This window comes from Microbacterium sp. CPCC 204701, assembly GCF_004010105.1.
In the GTDB taxonomy this organism is placed as follows: Bacteria; Actinomycetota; Actinomycetes; order Actinomycetales; family Microbacteriaceae; genus Microbacterium.
Map to the genome: position 1 here is coordinate 1 of NZ_RRYE01000039.1, position 15,545 is coordinate 15,545.

At 69.1% G+C, this 15,545-nt stretch carries 14 protein-coding genes; 8 read left to right on the forward strand and 6 right to left on the reverse strand.

Annotated elements, in window-relative coordinates:
* Positions 1-34 precede the first annotated feature (34 nt).
* The 3 genes from EIO58_RS04895 to guaB form a co-directional block, all read right to left on the reverse strand.
* Complete coding sequence (locus EIO58_RS04895) at positions 35-712, reverse strand: TMEM175 family protein (RefSeq protein WP_127818555.1); 678 nt, start codon at positions 710-712, stop codon at positions 35-37.
* A 119-nt stretch (positions 713-831) separates the two neighbouring features.
* A complete protein-coding gene (locus tag EIO58_RS04900) occupies positions 832-1,701 on the reverse strand; it encodes an endonuclease domain-containing protein (protein ID WP_127818556.1) in 870 nt (289 codons plus the stop codon).
* Positions 1,702-2,055: 354 nt separating this feature from the next.
* The gene (gene guaB / locus EIO58_RS04905) at positions 2,056-3,558 is read right to left on the reverse strand and encodes an IMP dehydrogenase (RefSeq protein WP_127818557.1); all 1,503 of its coding nucleotides are present in this window, start codon (positions 3,556-3,558) and stop codon (positions 2,056-2,058) included.
* Positions 3,559-3,891: 333 nt separating this feature from the next.
* On the opposite strand from guaB, the gene EIO58_RS04910 reads away from it, so the two are divergent.
* The 4 genes from EIO58_RS04910 to EIO58_RS04925 are packed head-to-tail and all read left to right on the forward strand — an operon-like array spanning position 3,892 to position 7,945.
* A complete protein-coding gene (locus EIO58_RS04910) occupies positions 3,892-5,199 on the forward strand; it encodes a branched-chain amino acid ABC transporter permease (protein WP_205789136.1) in 1,308 nt (435 codons plus the stop codon).
* A 10-nt stretch (positions 5,200-5,209) separates the two neighbouring features.
* Complete coding sequence (locus tag EIO58_RS04915; protein WP_127818558.1) at positions 5,210-6,190, forward strand: branched-chain amino acid ABC transporter permease; 981 nt, start codon at positions 5,210-5,212, stop codon at positions 6,188-6,190.
* On the forward strand, positions 6,180-7,208 hold the full coding sequence (locus EIO58_RS04920; RefSeq protein WP_127818559.1) for an ABC transporter ATP-binding protein: 1,029 nt from the start codon (positions 6,180-6,182) through the stop codon (positions 7,206-7,208). Before EIO58_RS04915 ends, EIO58_RS04920 begins: the two co-directional genes overlap by 11 nt.
* Positions 7,205-7,945 carry an ABC transporter ATP-binding protein gene (locus EIO58_RS04925; RefSeq protein ID WP_127818560.1) on the forward strand — a complete coding sequence of 247 codons (741 nt, stop codon included), beginning with the start codon at positions 7,205-7,207 and terminating at the stop codon, positions 7,943-7,945. Before EIO58_RS04920 ends, EIO58_RS04925 begins: the two co-directional genes overlap by 4 nt.
* A gap of 152 nt (positions 7,946-8,097) precedes the next feature.
* Here the strand turns inward: EIO58_RS04925 and EIO58_RS04930 are convergent, their stop codons facing one another.
* A complete protein-coding gene (locus EIO58_RS04930; RefSeq protein WP_127818561.1) occupies positions 8,098-9,378 on the reverse strand; it encodes an ABC transporter substrate-binding protein in 1,281 nt (426 codons plus the stop codon).
* 242 nt (positions 9,379-9,620) lie between these two features.
* Here EIO58_RS04930 and EIO58_RS04935 point away from each other — a divergent pair, with 242 nt between their 5' ends.
* The 3 genes from EIO58_RS04935 to EIO58_RS04945 are packed head-to-tail and all read left to right on the forward strand — an operon-like array spanning position 9,621 to position 12,528.
* Positions 9,621-9,830: a heavy-metal-associated domain-containing protein gene (locus EIO58_RS04935; protein WP_127818562.1), complete on the forward strand. Its 210-nt coding sequence runs from the start codon at positions 9,621-9,623 to the stop codon at positions 9,828-9,830.
* Positions 9,830-12,223 carry a heavy metal translocating P-type ATPase gene (locus EIO58_RS04940; protein WP_127818563.1) on the forward strand — a complete coding sequence of 798 codons (2,394 nt, stop codon included), beginning with the start codon at positions 9,830-9,832 and terminating at the stop codon, positions 12,221-12,223. The genes EIO58_RS04935 and EIO58_RS04940 overlap by 1 nt, the downstream gene beginning before the upstream one ends.
* Positions 12,220-12,528: a metal-sensitive transcriptional regulator gene (locus EIO58_RS04945; RefSeq protein WP_127818564.1), complete on the forward strand. Its 309-nt coding sequence runs from the start codon at positions 12,220-12,222 to the stop codon at positions 12,526-12,528. Before EIO58_RS04940 ends, EIO58_RS04945 begins: the two co-directional genes overlap by 4 nt.
* 14 nt (positions 12,529-12,542) lie before the next feature.
* Here the strand turns inward: EIO58_RS04945 and rarD are convergent, their stop codons facing one another.
* Together rarD and groES are read right to left on the reverse strand one after the other, a co-directional pair.
* On the reverse strand, positions 12,543-13,481 hold the full coding sequence (gene rarD / locus EIO58_RS04950) for an EamA family transporter RarD (protein WP_446723888.1): 939 nt from the start codon (positions 13,479-13,481) through the stop codon (positions 12,543-12,545).
* Between the two features lie 252 nt (positions 13,482-13,733).
* Positions 13,734-14,030, reverse strand: a complete 297-nt coding sequence (gene groES, locus EIO58_RS04955) for a co-chaperone GroES (RefSeq protein WP_045275440.1) — start codon at positions 14,028-14,030, stop codon at positions 13,734-13,736.
* A gap of 288 nt (positions 14,031-14,318) precedes the next feature.
* Between groES and EIO58_RS04960 the strand changes: the two genes are divergently transcribed.
* The coding region (locus tag EIO58_RS04960) for an Hsp70 family protein (protein WP_164861529.1) at positions 14,319-15,545 on the forward strand (1,227 nt) is incomplete at its 3' end.

Consider the following 15,545-nt stretch of genomic DNA (forward strand, 5'->3'; position numbering starts at 1 on the left):
AGCGCGCGCTAGCACCCCGCCCGCCGGGGGGGTGCTAGCGCGCGCTCTCGTCGCGGGGGTCCGGATCGGCGCGGTCGGCCGGCTGGTCGGCGGCACGCTTGCCTTCGAGGATCCGCGTGACAGGCCCGTCGAGGGCGAAGAGCAGGAAACCTGCGGAGCCGATCCACGGCGCCACGACCACGGTGGCCGCCGAGAGCAGGAGAGCACTGAGCGAGCCGCGGCCCTGAACCACGGCATCCGTCTCGTCCACATCCGGCATGAGGACGTCGCGGCGCCGACGCGCCCAGCCCCATTCCAGCGCGCCGAGCAGGATCGCGAAGAAGAAGGTCACCGGCATGGCCAGGCGTCCGGCGAGGTACTCGGAGTACTCGGTCGTCAGCCCGGTCGCGAACGGCACCAGCACGATGAACAGCAGCCGCCCGCTGTTCAGCCACATCAGCGTCGCGTCGACCCGCGCGATGTACTCGAACTGGCGGACGTGCACCATCCACAGCAGGCACAGCAGCACGAAGCTGAGCGCGAAGTTGAAGAACAGCTCCGTCATGGCGCCGAGAGCGGTCCACAGCTCGGCATCGCTCTCGACCTCGCCCAGCTGGTGGGTCGTGAGGTCGAGCACCAGCAGCGTCGCGGCGATCGCGAAGACGCCGTCGGTGAACGCCTCCAGGCGCACCGTGCCCTGCGTCGCCGCGGGATGCCTGCGCTGCCTGATCACGTGAACAGGGTACCGACGCGGGACGTCGGGTTCGCAGACTTTGCAGAATCGCGCGAACCTCGCACGATTCGGGACGGATGCTGCGACGATGGCCCGAACCTGCGAACTCTGTGAGACCGTCAGGTCGTGCGGTGCAGTCCTGCACCTAGGGCACTGCGGATCGTCCGCTCGACGTACGGCCAGTCGTGCACGATCTGCGCGTAGCTGAATCTCAGAACCGTGTATCCGCGCAAACGCAGCTCTGCGTCGTGGGCGATGTCTTTCGTGCGTTGCGCGCTCGACGCGTGGAACTCGTACCCGTCGACCTGCACGACGAGCCGGTCGCCGACGACCACATCGACGAATCGCCCCGCGAGCTTGACCTGCTGCCGAACTCGCAAACCCCAACGTCGCAAGGGCATCACCACGAGCGTCTCGAGCCCGGAGTCCGACAGCCCCGTGACACGCTCGGCCAGCTCGCGGGCCGAGCGCGAGGTCCACGCGATCGCGCGGAGCGCCTCTGGAGCGAGGCGCTCCGTGCGAGCGGCCGATTCCCATAGCACGAGGGCGGTGTCAGGGTCGAGGCACACGGCGATGTGGAGAAGAGCGTCCTCGATCGTGCCCTCGAGTGAGCGGATCGGCGGCACGAGCGGTTTTGTCCAGTGGGTCACGCCCTTCCAGCCGCCTGCGAGTCGCGTCGCGCCCGACCCCGGAAGGAGGTGCAGATGCAGGGCGGAGCCGACGGCCTCCGGCATCCACCACCCGCGCCTTCTTGCGAGCGACGTGCAGGTGACCCGACCGCCCGCGAATGCCGCGACGCGGAGATCGTCGGGAGCGCTCGGCAGCGCGAGCCACACACGCCGTATGTATTCGGCGTGGCCCTCGCGCACCAGCGTTCGGACGAGCGAGACCCTGAACCCGGCCCGCAGCGCTTCATCGCGGTGGGCGATGCCGCTCCGTTCGACGAGCCATGAGAGCAGCTCGTCGAGACTTCTGCGGAGCACTGCCATGCGGCCAGCCTGCAGCCAACGGGTTCTTGGGTGCGTGCGCGCGGGCTGCCTTCGTGGAAAACCCCGTTCCGCCGCCCCGCTGTGGAGGAGGCGCCACGCGCACGTCACAGGCTTCGCAGGACCGCGCCCACCTCTCACCAGACCCGCCACAGCCGTCCGAAGCACGCGCGGCTCTGCGAAGTCTGGGAACGAGCACCCGTGTCATGGACGAACGGATGCCGCGGCATCCGTCGCCTGACGCAGGCGGCGACGCGGCTCACAGGCCTCGCAGGACCGCGCGAACGTCGGGCCCGTCACCTCACCATCTGCGAGGTAGACGCGAAAGCGCGAAGTCTGGAAGCGTCGAACCCGCGCTCAGCGCTTGTAATTGGGCGCTTCGACGACGATCTGCACGTCGTGGGGGTGGGACTCCTTCAGGCCCGCCGCCGTGATGCGCACGAACTTGCCCTTGGCCTTCAGTTCGTCGATCGTGCGTGCACCGACGTAGAACATCGACTGCCGCAGCCCGCCGACGAGCTGGTAGGCCACGGCCGAGACCGGGCCGCGGTACGCGACCTGACCCTCGATGCCCTCGGGGATGAGCTTGTCGTCGCTGGGCACGTCGGCCTGGAAGTAGCGGTCCTTCGAGTACGACGTCTTCTTGCCGCGTGTCTGCAGCGCGCCGAGCGAACCCATGCCGCGGTACTGCTTGAACTGCTTGCCGCCCTGGAAGACGATCTCGCCCGGCGACTCGTCGGTGCCGGCGAGCAGCGAGCCGAGCATCACGGTGTCGGCACCCGCGACGAGCGCCTTCGCGATGTCGCCCGAGTACTGCAGGCCGCCGTCGGCGATGACCGGCACACCCGCTTCGCGGGCGGCGAGGGATGCCTCGTACACGGCCGTCACCTGCGGCACGCCGACCCCAGCCACGACACGCGTCGTGCAGATCGAGCCCGGCCCCACCCCGACCTTGACCGCGTCGACTCCCGCGTCGATGAGCGCCTGCGCGCCCTCGCGCGTCGCGACGTTGCCGCCGATGATGTCGATGTGGTCGAAGCTCGCGTCGGCCTTGAGGCGACGGACGACGTCGATGACGCCCGCGGACTGGCCGTTCGCGGTGTCGACCACGAGCACGTCGACGCCCGCGTCGCGGAGCGCCTCGGCGCGCTGCCACGCATCGCCGAAGAAGCCGATGGCCGCACCGACGCGGAGGCGCCCCTGCTCGTCCTTGGTGGCGAGCGGGTACTTCTCGCTCTTGTCGAAGTCCTTGATCGTGATGAGGCCGGCGAGCTTGCCGTCGTCGTCGATGAGCGGCAGCTTCTCGACGCGGTGATGCGCGAACAGCGATATGACCTCGCCTGCGCTGATGCCGACCCGGCCGGTGACAAGGCCCTCGCTCGTCATGACGTCGCGCACCTTGGTGGTCTGGCGCTCGAAGCCGGAGACGAATCGCATGTCGCGGTTCGTCACGATGCCGACGAGGCGCCCGTCCTCGTCGATGACCGGCAGCCCCGAGATGCGATAGGTGGCGCAGAGGTCGTCGACCTCGTCGATCGTCGCGTCGGGTGTCGTCGTGATCGGGTCGGTGATCATGCCCGACTCGCTGCGCTTGACGCGGTCGACCATCGACGCCTGCTCCTGGATGGAGAGGTTGCGGTGGATGATGCCCAGACCCCCCTCGCGGGCGATCGCGATCGCCATGCGCGACTCGGTGACCGTGTCCATCGCGCTGGAGATCAGGGGCGTGGCCACCGTGATCCGCCGCGTCACACGGGACGAGGTGTCGGCTTCGCTGGGGATGACGTCGGTGTGCCCAGGCAGGAGCAGCACATCGTCGTAGGTCAGTCCGACGAAGCCGAAGGGGTCGTGGTGCTCCATGAGGTCTCCTGCGCTCGCGGCGCGTGTCTCGGGGATGGACTGCGGCGGCCGGTGCGCTCGTGACGCTCCGTACTCGATTCTAAGCGCCGGTGAACGCCGTTTGTTCCCGCGCTCCGCATGCGCGGACGCCCGCGTGCCGGACCCCGCGCGAGTGTCGGGCGCATAGGCGCGCGAGAGGGTCCTGCAGTTGCGATCGGGTCACGTATCCACAGGGTGGCGTAGGCGAAACACCGCCGACACATTACAGTCGTACCGTCGTTCATCACGGCCGATGCGACCCGAGCTTCGGTGTACGCGTGGTGCCGAACTGGAGGTTCTGTGGGTCCTACGACTGTGACCACGAGACGTATCGCCGGAGCGCGCGCCTTCGTCGCACTGTTCGGGCTGCTGCTCGTCGCGTTCGGGCTGTTCGCCGGCGCGACACCGGCGTCTGCCGACGAAGACGATCCGTACCGCATCAGCGGCAACGTGCAGCTCGACGGCGAGCCGCTCGAAGGCGTCGTCCTCATCATCGACGGACCGGGCGGTGAGCAGGAGGTCGAGACCGACGAGAACGGTCAGTGGCGCGTCGGCGTCCCCGAGCGCGGCGAGACCTACGTGGTGACTCTCGATGAGGACACGCTCCCCGAAGGCATCGCCGTCGTCGACCCCGAAGACGACTCCCCCAACGTCAAGGACGTCGAAGTGGGGCAGGGCGGGCGCGTCAGCGTCAACTTCTTCATCGGCGAAGGCGAGCGCAACGTCACGAGCTTCTTCGACCAGCTCATCCAGCGCGTCGTGCAGGGCATCAGCTTCGGCCTCATGCTCGCCCTCGCGGCGATCGGCCTGACGCTCGTGTACGGCACGACGGGCATCTCGAACTTCGCGCACGGCGAGATGGTCACCTTCGGCGCGATCGCGGCGTACCTGCTCGTGGCGCCCGCCAGCCTCATGCTGCCGTGGTGGCTCGGGTACCCGGTCGCGGTCGTCCTCAGCGCCGTGTTCGGCCTCGTGCTCGACATGATCCTGTGGAGACCGCTGCGACGACGACGAGTGGGCATCGTGCAGCTGATGATCGTCAGCATCGGCCTCTCGCTCGCGCTGCGGTACATCTTCCAGCTGTTCATCGGCGGCGGCACGCTCCAGCTCCCGGGTTCGGCGGAGAACAAGATCCCGCTGTTCGGCTCGGTGCAGCTGAGCGTGGTCGACATGGTGTCGCTGGTGATCTCGATCGTCGTGATCGTCGCGTTCGCGCTGTGGCTGACGCGTTCCCGGATCGGCAAGGCGACCCGGGCGATCTCCGACAACCCGTCCCTCGCCGCCGCGTCCGGCATCGACGTCGACGCCGTCGTGCGCGTGGTGTGGATCGTCGCGGGCACGCTCGCGGGCCTCGCCGGCATCCTGTACGCGTACTACCGCCCGGGCATCAAGTGGGACATGGGCGCGCAGATCCTGCTGCTCATGTTCGCCGCGGTGGTCCTCGGCGGTCTCGGCACCGCGTACGGCGCGCTCGTCGGCGCATTGATCGTGGGTGTCCTCGTAGAGGTTTCGAGCCTGTGGATCCCGGCCGACCTCAAGTACGCCAGCGCGCTGTTCATCCTCATCGTGATCCTGCTCTTCCGACCACAGGGCATCTTGGGCCGACGCGAGCGGATTGGTTAGGGGCATACTCATGGACTGGCTGCAGATTCTCTCCAACACCGCGTCTTCGATCCTGAGCCCGGCGACGATGGGGTACGCGCTGGCCGCGCTCGGCCTTGCCGTGCACTTCGGGTACGCGGGCCTGATCAACATGGGCATCGCGGGCTTCATGGCCATCGGCGCCTACGGCTACGCGATCTCGATCCTCACCTTCGGCCTCCCGTGGTGGGCAGGAGCCCTGATCGGCCTCGGCGCCGCGGCGATCTTCGCCCTGATCCTCGGCATCCCGACGCTGCGCCTTCGCGGCGACTATCTCGCGATCGTCACGATCGCTGCCGCCGAGGTCGTGCGCCTGCTGTTCCTCACCACCGCGTTCGACTCGGTCACGGGCTCGGCAGACGGTCTCAGCGGCTACCATGGCAGCTTCCGCGCCTCGAACCCCATCCCGGACGGCACCTACGGCTTCGGGCCGTGGACCTATAACGAGACCGGGTGGTGGGTGCGCATCATGGGCCTGATCACGCTCGGCATCGCCGTGCTGGTGGTCTGGATGCTGACCCACAGCCCGTGGGGCCGCACGCTCAAGGGCATCCGTGAAGACGAGGACGCCGTGCGCTCACTCGGCAAGAACGTCTTCTCGTACAAGATGCAGGCCCTCGTGCTCGGTGGGGTCCTGGCCGCTGCCGGAGGCGTCGTCTACGCGCTCCCGTCCGCGGTGAGCCCCGGCGTCTACGTCACGTCTCTCACGTTCTTCGTGTGGACGGCGCTCCTCCTCGGCGGTGCCGCGACGGTCTTCGGTCCGCTGCTGGGCTCGCTCATCTTCTGGGCGCTGCAGACGTTCCTCTCGAACGTGCTCCCCGCGCTCGCCTCGGCGGGCTTGCTGTTCGGGCTCTCGCAGATCCAGGCGAGCACGCTCCGGTTCATCCTCGTGGGCGTCGCGCTCATGCTGCTCGTGATCTTCATGCCTCAGGGCCTCCTGGGCAATAAGAAGGAGCTGACCTTTGTCAAGTAACAGCACCCCATCCAACGGCGCCACGAGCGCCCCGCCGAGCACGGGTGCCGCTCCGGTCGCACGCCCGAAGACGACCGGACTCCACGTCGGCGACGCCGTTCCCGGCGTCGCGAAGGTCGACCCGATCATCGTGGCCGACGGCATCCACCGCTCGTTCGGAGGCGTCACCGCGGTCGACGTCGAGCACCTCGAGGTGCCGCGGGGCGCCATCACCGCGCTCATCGGCCCCAACGGCGCCGGCAAGACGACGCTGTTCAACCTGCTCACCGGGTTCGACCGTCCCGACCACGGCACGTGGACGTTCGACGGCAGATCCCTCTCGGGCGTGCCCGCGTTCAGGGTCGCCCGAATGGGCCTGGTCCGCACGTTCCAGCTCACCAAGGCCCTGGGCCTGCTCACGGTGATGGACAACATGAAACTCGGCGCGACGAACCAGCGCGGCGAGAAGTTCTGGGCGAGTCTCATCCCCGCGCTGTGGCGGTCGCAGGATGCCGAGATCGAAGAGCGCGCCATGGGGCTGCTGAAGAAGTTCAAGCTCGACGCCAAGGCGGACGACTTCGCCGCGAGCCTCTCGGGTGGCCAGCGCAAGCTCCTCGAGATGGCGCGTTCGCTCATGACCGAGCCGACGCTCGTCATGCTCGACGAGCCGATGGCCGGCGTGAACCCGGCGCTCACGCAGTCGCTGCTCGACAAGATCCTCGACCTGAAGGACGAGGGTATGACCGTGCTGTTCGTCGAGCACGACATGCACATGGTGCGTCACATCGCCGACTGGGTCGTGGTCATGGCCGAGGGCAAGATCGTCGCGGAAGGCGACCCCGAGTCGGTGATGAAGAACCCGGCCGTGGTCGACGCCTACCTCGGCGCCCACCAGGAGCTCGACCTCGGCGTCGTGACGGGTCGCATCGACATCGTCGAAGCCGACCCGACGACGGATGCCGCAGCCTCTGCCGCGGCCGACGCCGGCAGTCTCGTCGACGAAGGCGTTGCCGAAGAAGAACAGGAGGAGGGCAAGTGACCGCTCCCACCGCGACCGGGACCCCCGTCGTCGCCATCGACGAGGTGCACGCAGGCTACCTGCCCGGGGTGAACATCCTCAACGGCTGCAGCCTCGTCGCGCACCAGGGCGAGCTCATCGGCATCATCGGTCCGAACGGCGCCGGCAAGTCGACGCTGCTGAAAGCGATCTTCGGACAGGTGAACATCCGCAGCGGCACGATCTCGCTCGAGGGCGAAGACATCACGGGCCTCCGCGCGAACAAGCTCGTCGCGCGGGGCGTCGGGATGATCCCGCAGAACAACAACGTCTTCCCGAGCCTCACGATCGAAGAGAACCTGCAGATGGGGCTCTATCAGCGCCCGGGCATCTACAAGGAGCGCCTCGAATTCGTCACGGGCATCTTCGCGGAGCTGGGCAAGCGTCTCAAGCAGCGCGCCGGGTCGCTGTCGGGCGGCGAGCGCCAGATGGTCGCGATGAGCCGTGCGCTCATGATGGACCCCAAGGTGCTGCTGCTCGACGAGCCGTCCGCGGGCCTGTCCCCCGTCCGGCAGGACGAGGCGTTCATCCGCGTCTCCGAGATCAACAAGGCGGGCGTGACCTGCATCATGGTCGAGCAGAACGCGCGCCGCTGCCTGCAGATCTGCGACCGCGGCTACGTGCTCGATCAGGGCCGCGACGCCTACACCGGGTCGGGCCGCGAACTGCTGGGCGACCCCAAGGTCACCGAACTGTACCTCGGGACGCTGGGCACGTAGCCCGCCCACCCCGACGAAGCGGGGGACGGATGCCGCGGCATCCGTCCCCCGCTTTCTCATGTCTCCGGGCTCCCTCGCGGCGGCCACCGCCGGCGGGAACGCGGAACGGCCCCGGGTCCGAGGACCCGGGGCCGTTTCGCGTCAGACGACGATCAGCCCTCGTAAGGAACGTAGGTGTTGTCGTCCTCGAACTGGTAGATGCCGATCGACGCCTCGGTCGGGTCGCCGACCTCGTCGAACGTGATCGGGCCCGAGACGCCGTCGTAGTCGGCGGTGCCGCCGCCCACGATGATCTCGGCGCACTCGGCGTACGTGGTGCACGTCTCACCTTCGCCCGAGCCACCCGAGACCTCGATCAGCTTCTCGGCCATGGCGGCCGAGTCGGTCGAGCCGGCGGCCAGGGCCGCGAGCGCGAGCAGGATGGTGGCGTCGAAGGACTCGGCCGCATAGGTGAACTCGGTCAGCGGCTCGTCGCCCTCCGACTCGACGAACGCCTGCAGCTCGTCGGTGAAGTCGGTGATGGCGTCGAGCGACAGGCCCGGGAACGTTCCCTTCGCGCCCGTCAGCGAGCCCGCAGGGAACTCTTCGCCGAAGTTCGCCAGGTTGCCGTCGACGAAGTACAGGTCTTCGGCGGCGAACTGTCCGAACAGGCTCGGAAGGATCGTCTTGACCTCTTCGAACGTGATCAAGGCGATCGCGTCGGGGTCGGCAGCGAGCACCTCCGAGATCTGCGCGTCGAAGCTCGTGTCACCCGTGTTGTAGGTGGGAGCCGCGACGACCTCGCCGCCGGCCGCCTCGAACGCCTCGGTGACGTACTTGGCGAGACCGGTGCCGTACGAGTCGTTCAGCACGATCATGCCGAGCGTCTGGTGTCCGTCCTCGGCGATCAGGTTGCCCAGGACTTCGCCCTGGAGGACGTCGGACGGCGCAGTGCGGAAGTACAGCCCGTTGTCGTCGTACGTGGTGAACGCGTCGGACGTGTTGGCCGGCGAGAACTGGATGACGCCGGCTCCGGTGACCTGGTCGATGAACTGCAGCGAGACGCCCGACGAGGCGGCGCCGATGATGGCCGACACGCCCTCGCCCAGCAGGCGCGGGATCTCGGTCTCGTAGGCCTTGTTGTCGGTGTCGCCCGAGTCGCCGTACTCGACCTCGACGGTGAGACCGGTGTCGGCGCTGACCTCGTTGATCTGCGCGACGGCGTATGCCACGCCTGCTTCCTCGGGCGGGCCGAGGAACGCCAGGTTGCCGGTCTGCGGAAGCGCCGTTCCGAGGCTCAGGGTCAGCTCCTCGGTCGGACCTGCGTTGTCGGTCGGTTCCTCGGTGCCGCCGGTGTCGCCGCCGGCACAGCCGGCGAGGACGAGGGCGCTGGCGCCGACGAGCGCCAGACCACCGAAGACGGTGGTCTTGCGCGAGCGGGTGAAGACGCTCATGTTGCTCCTTGCTGTGTGTGTACGCGGGAACGGCTCGGGTGGCCGGCCCCCAATGCCCTAAACCTAACCGCGCGGAGGGCATCCCAATGTTGCCATTCGTTAACGATGTGTAACGGTTGCGCCCGTTCTCTTCCCGCCTTTCCCGACGCGGCGCGGCCCCGATACCCCAAGCGGGTATACCCTGGAACACAGGCGTACCCCGAGGGGGTATCGTGAACCACGACTCGAAAGGCGAGACAACCATGGCAGAGCTGCAGTACACGGTGACCGGGATGACGTGCGGGCACTGCGAGGCATCCGTGCGTCGCGAGGTGTCGAAGCTCACGGGCGTCGAAGACATCCAGGTGAGCGCCGCCGCCGGCACCCTCAAGATCGCCACCGCGGCGGATCTCGCCGACGAGGCCGTCCTGGCGGCCGTTGACGAGGCCGGCTACGCGGCCGCGCGCGCCTGATGGACGCCTCGGCCCCCGCCGCCCGGATCGAGCTCGAGATCGGCGGCATGACCTGCGCGTCGTGCGCTGCGCGGATCGAGAAGCGACTGAACCGGATGGACGGTGTCGAGGCATCCGTCAACTACGCCACTGAGAAGGCCGTCGTGAGCGCCCCTGCGGCGATCTCGCCCCAGGCGCTCATCGACGAGGTGGTCAAGACCGGGTACACCGCGGCGCTCCCCGCACCACCCGTGCTCGACGCCGCCGACAGCGGATCCGCCCCCGATCCGGAGCTCACCGGGCTGCGGCAGCGCCTCATCGGCTCGGCCGTGCTCACGCTGCCGGTCATCCTCCTCGCGATGATCCCCGCGCTGCAGTTCACCTCCTGGCAGTGGGCGTCGCTGGCGCTCGCCGCTCCCGTGGTGGTGTGGGGCGCGTGGCCGTTCCACCGCGCCGCATGGACCAACCTCCGCCACGGCGCCGCCACGATGGACACGCTGATCTCGCTCGGCGTCTCGGCCGCGTTCGTGTGGTCGCTGTACGCGCTGTTCCTCGGCGACGCCGGCATGCCCGGCATGATGGACGCCTTCGAGTGGTCCGTGCAGCCGAGCGACGGCGCGGGCGACATCTATCTCGAGGTCGCCGCCGGGGTCACGACCTTCGTGCTCGCGGGCCGGTACTTCGAGACCCGGTCGAAGCGGCGCGCGGGCGCCGCACTGCGCGCGCTGCTCGAGGTCGGTGCGAAGGATGTCGCCGTCCTGCGTGCCCCCGTCGGCGGCGGCTCCCCCGTCGAGGTGCGGGTGCCGGTCTCGGAGCTGCGCGTGGGCGAGGACTTCGTCGTGCGGCCCGGCGAGAAGATCGCGACGGACGGCGTCGTGGTCTCGGGCACCTCGGCCGTCGACGCCTCGATGGTGACCGGAGAGTCCGTTCCGGTGGAGGTCTCCCCCGGCGACGCCGTGATCGGCGCGACCGTGAACGCCGGCGGGCGCCTCGTCGTGCGCGCCACGCGCGTCGGCGACGACACGCAGCTCGCGCAGATGGCGCGGCTCGTCGAGGAGGCGCAGTCGGGCAAGGCCAAGGTGCAGCGACTCGCCGACCGCATCTCGGGCGTCTTCGTGCCGATCGTGCTGCTCATCGCGCTCGGCACGCTCGCCGGATGGCTCCTCAGCGGCGCGTCCGCCTCGATGGCGTTCACCGCGGCGGTCGCGGTGCTCATCATCGCGTGCCCGTGCGCCCTCGGGCTCGCCACCCCGACCGCGCTGCTGGTCGGCACCGGCCGCGGAGCGCAGCTCGGCATCCTGATCAAGGGCCCTGAGGTGCTCGAGTCGACGCGCACGGTCGACACCGTGGTGCTCGACAAGACCGGCACCGTCACGACCGGGCGCATGGCGCTCGTCGACGTCGTCGTGACCGCTGATTCGGACCCGGACTTCGGAGATCGTGACGGTCTCCGGAGCGGGGCGCGCGACAACTCCCGAGACGCCGTGGAACTCCGAATAGCGGATCCGGTGGAAGGGACGCGAACGGATGCCGCGGCATCCGCCCGCCGCGAGGTGCTGCGTCTCGCGGGCGCGGTAGAGCACGCCTCGGAGCACCCGATCGCACAGGCGATCGCGCGCGCCGCGGCTGCCGAGACCGGCGAGCTGCCGGACGCCCTGTCGTTCCAGAACGTGCCGGGCAAGGGCGTGTCGGGCGTCGTGGACGGGCACGCGGTGCTCGTCGGACGCGACGCGCTGCTCGCCGACTGGGCACTGACCCTTCCCTCGCACCTGGCCGACGCCAAGGCGGCTGCCGAGGCATCCGGTCGCACCGCCGTCGTGGTGGCGTGGGACGGCGAGGTGCGGGGTGTGCTGGTGGTCGCCGACCAGGTCAAGCCCACCAGCCGCGAGGCGGTCGCCCAGCTTCGCGGCCTCGGACTCACACCCGTGCTCCTCACCGGCGACAACGCCGCCGCGGCGCGGGCGATCGCCGCCGAGGTCGGCATCGACCGCGTCACCGCCGACGTCCTGCCGCACGAGAAGGTCGACGCCGTCAAGGCGCTGCAGGCCGAGGGCCGCGTGGTGGCGATGGTCGGCGACGGCGTGAACGACGCCGCCGCCCTCGCGCAGGCCGACCTGGGGCTCGCCATGGGGACGGGGACGGATGCCGCGATCGAGGCATCCGACCTCACCCTCGTTCGCGGCGACCTGCGCAGCGCCGCGGATGCGATCCGCCTGTCGCGGCGAACGCTCGGCACGATCAAGGTGAACCTGTTCTGGGCGTTCGCCTACAACGTCGCAGCGATCCCTCTCGCGGCGCTGGGCCTGCTCAATCCCATGATCGCCGGCGCGGCGATGGCACTGTCGAGCGTGTTCGTCGTCGGCAACAGCCTGCGGCTGCGTACGTTCCGTTCCCTCCAGGAGAAGAAGTCATGACCGACGTCCAGACGCACGACCACACCCACCACGGCTACATCACCGACAAGGACAAGTACCTCAATCGCCTCAAGCGCATCGAGGGCCAGGCCCGCGGCATCCACAAGATGGTCGAAGACGAGAAGTACTGCATCGACATCCTGACGCAGATCAGCGCGCTGACCTCCGCCCTCGAGGCGGTCGCCGTCGGCCTGCTCGACGACCACCTGCGCCACTGCGTCGTCGACGCCGCGCGCCTGGGCGGCCCGGAGGCCGACGCCAAGATCACCGAGGCCTCGCAGGCCATCGCGCGCCTCGTGCGCTGACCTCGGAGGCGAAGTCAGGAAGAGGCGACGGATGCCGCAGCCATGCGCGCCCGGCGGGTGTGGAGCAACGAGTCCGCGGTGAGGACGGTGAGCGCGACCCACACGAGGCCGAAGCCGATCCACCGCTCGAGCGGCATCGGCTCGCGGAGCACGAGCCAGCCGATGAGGAACTGCAGGATCGGCGCGACGAACTGCAGGATGCCGATGACGGTGAGCGGCGCGCGGCGGGCACCGGAGGCGAACAGCAGGAGCGGCACGGCGGTGATGACGCCGGCAAGGCTGAGCAGCAGCGCGTGCTCCCAGCCGCTCGTGCCCATCGTGAGGCCCTCGGTCACGCCGACGACGATGAGCACGGCCGCCGCGACCGGCGTGAGCCACAGGGTCTCGAGCGTCAGCCCGCTCACCGCGTCGACCGACGGGCCGACCTTCTTCTTCACGAGGCCGTAGACGCCGAACGAAGCCGCCAGGGTGAGCGCGATCCACGGAAACGCGCCGTAGCCCACGATGATCACCACGACGGCGGCGACGGCGATGCCGATAGCCACCCACTGCGTCGGTCGCAGCCGCTCGTGCAGCACCAGCACGCCCAGCATCACGGTGACGATCGGGTTGATGAAGTACCCGAGGCTCGTCTCGATCACGTGCCCGCTCAGCGCGCCGAGGATGAAGACCTGCCAGTTGATGTAGATCAGCACACCGGCGAGCGCCGTCAGCCACAGCAGGCGCGGCTGCCGCACGATCGCGGCCAGCCGGCCCCACGTGCGCGTGACCGTCAGCAGCAGGGCGCAGAAGAGCAGCGACAGCAGGATGCGCCACGCGACGATCTCGAACGGCTTCGTCGGCGCGAGCAGCAGGAAGTACAGCGGGAGGAATCCCCACAGCAGGTATGCCGAGAAGGCGTAGATCCCACCCAGCGAGCGCTCGCGAGAGGACTCGATGCCGGCCGGCGGCAGCGCGATCCCCGCGGTGGATGCGGCCGATGTCGCAAGGTCGTCGAACCCTTCCTGCGACGATGTCTCCCGGCTCATCCCCCCAGCCTAGGCGCGCCCGCACAGGGCGCAGACCGGTCGACGGCGGGCTGCGGCAGTCGATGCCTCCCGGCCTTCGCACGATGCCTGCCACCGGCTCCTGGGGCCGCAGCGCCGTGACACGACGAGAGGGCCGGATGCCTCAGCATCCGGCCCTCTCGCACGTGCGAACGCGACTCAGCGGACGACGACCGCCAGGACGTCGCGAGCCGACAGGACGAGGAACTCGTCGCCGCCGAACTTGACCTCGGTCCCGCCGTACTTGCTGTAGATCACACGGTCGCCGACGGCGACATCGAGCGGGATGCGGTTGCCGTTGTCGTCGATACGGCCAGGGCCCACCGCCACGACTTCGCCCTCCTGGGGCTTCTCCTTGGCGGTGTCGGGGATGACCAGACCGCTGGACGTGGTCTGCTCGGCCTCGACCTGCTTGATGACGATGCGGTCCTCGAGCGGCTTGATGGAAACCGACACGGTCTACCTCTTCCTTCTTGAGACTAAGACTCGTTAGCACCCGCACACTGAGAGTGCTAACCGCAAGTCTAGGCAACGGGCTGGCACTCTTGCAACGTGAGTGCCAAACGAGGTGGAAGACCGCCTCCTCAGGGCGCCTCACGCGACCTTCGGCTCGGCGTATCAGAACGCCCCGCGACATGCTCTGCGGATTGTGGTGTCGATCGAGACGTACCCCCTCGCATTGACTCCACATCAGTGGTAGACAAGCCGAAGAGGGACCCGTCCTGATCGTTGGGGGATTCGGACATGGTATTGAGCACTTATGTGCTCGCCGTCGACGTGGGGACCAGTCGTACCGCCGCATCGACCGCGCGAGTCACAGCTGCTGGGAACGTCGAGGTTGCGCGGTTCGCGCTCGGACGCCATGCAGACAGCGCACCGAGCGCCGTCTTCATCGGTCCGGACGAGCTGCTTTTCGGGGAAGCCGCCGAACGACGCGGACTCGCGCAGCCCGAGAGGCTGGTTCGCGAGTTCAAACGCCGGCTGGGAGACGACATCCCCGTCGTCGTCGGCGGCCGTGCCCACCCGCCGGAGGAGCTCTTCGCCGGCATGGTCGCGTGGGTCGTCGACGCGGTGGCCGAGCGCGAGGGCCGCCACCCCGAGTCGATCATCGCGACGGTCCCCGTCGCGTGGGGCGACTACCGTCGTCGCCTCGCGTTCGAGGCGCTCTCGCGGGCGCTGTCGTGTCAGGTCGAGCTCATCAGCGAACCTGTGGCCGCGGCGTGGCACTACGAGTCGACGTCGCCCCTCGCCGATGGGCAGGTGCTCGCCGTGTACGACTTGGGCGGAGGCACCTTCGATGTCGCTCTCGTCGGAAAGACCCACGACGGCGAGCTGACTGCCATCGGCGCGGCTGCGGGCATCGGGGACTTCGGCGGAGCGGACTTCGACGACCTGATCCTGCGTCGCACGATCGCGGCGGCCGGACTGTCGGCCGCGGAACTCGCCGGCGACCCCGACGCTCGGGTCGCCCTCGCCGCGCTGCGTCGCGAGTGCGTCGAGGCGAAGGAGGCGCTGTCGTTCGACTCGGAGGCGGCGATCCCGCTCCTGCTCTCCGGCGCCGGGACGACGGTGCGCATGACGCGGGCGGGGTTCGAGGAGCTGATCGAGCACGACATCGAGCGCACCCTCGACGTCCTGCAGTCGACCCTCGACAGCGCCGCCATCGGGCGCCGCCTGGAGGCCATCCTCCTGACGGGAGGTTCATCACGCATCCCGCGCATCGCGCAGCTTCTGTCGGAGCGATTCGACGCCCCGATCGCCGTCGATGCCGATCCGAAGGCCGTCGTCGCTCTCGGCGCGGCACGCGTGCTCCTCGATCACACCCTCGCTCCACGACAGGCGGCCGATGACGGCGCCGAGCATGATCGGATCGTGCTGCTCGGCGAGGCGGGTGCCGCAGCCCCGACCGCGTCGCCGATGCCGACCCCGATCGGCGCGGCGACCCGGCGCCGCTGGCTGCGGCGGCTGCCG

Excerpts from the sequence above, each read along its gene's own strand:
- EIO58_RS04900 (WP_127818556.1), bottom strand. The coding sequence starts at position 1,701 with ATGGCAGTGCTCCGCAGAAGTCTCGACGAGCTGCTCTCATGGCTCGTC.
- guaB (WP_127818557.1), bottom strand. The coding sequence starts at position 3,558 with ATGGAGCACCACGACCCCTTCGGCTTCGTCGGACTGACCTACGACGAT.
- EIO58_RS04915 (WP_127818558.1), top strand. The coding sequence starts at position 5,210 with ATGGACTGGCTGCAGATTCTCTCCAACACCGCGTCTTCGATCCTGAGC.
- EIO58_RS04930 (WP_127818561.1), bottom strand. The coding sequence starts at position 9,378 with ATGAGCGTCTTCACCCGCTCGCGCAAGACCACCGTCTTCGGTGGTCTG.
- EIO58_RS04935 (WP_127818562.1), top strand. The coding sequence starts at position 9,621 with ATGGCAGAGCTGCAGTACACGGTGACCGGGATGACGTGCGGGCACTGC.
- EIO58_RS04940 (WP_127818563.1), top strand. The coding sequence starts at position 9,830 with ATGGACGCCTCGGCCCCCGCCGCCCGGATCGAGCTCGAGATCGGCGGC.
- EIO58_RS04945 (WP_127818564.1), top strand. The coding sequence starts at position 12,220 with ATGACCGACGTCCAGACGCACGACCACACCCACCACGGCTACATCACC.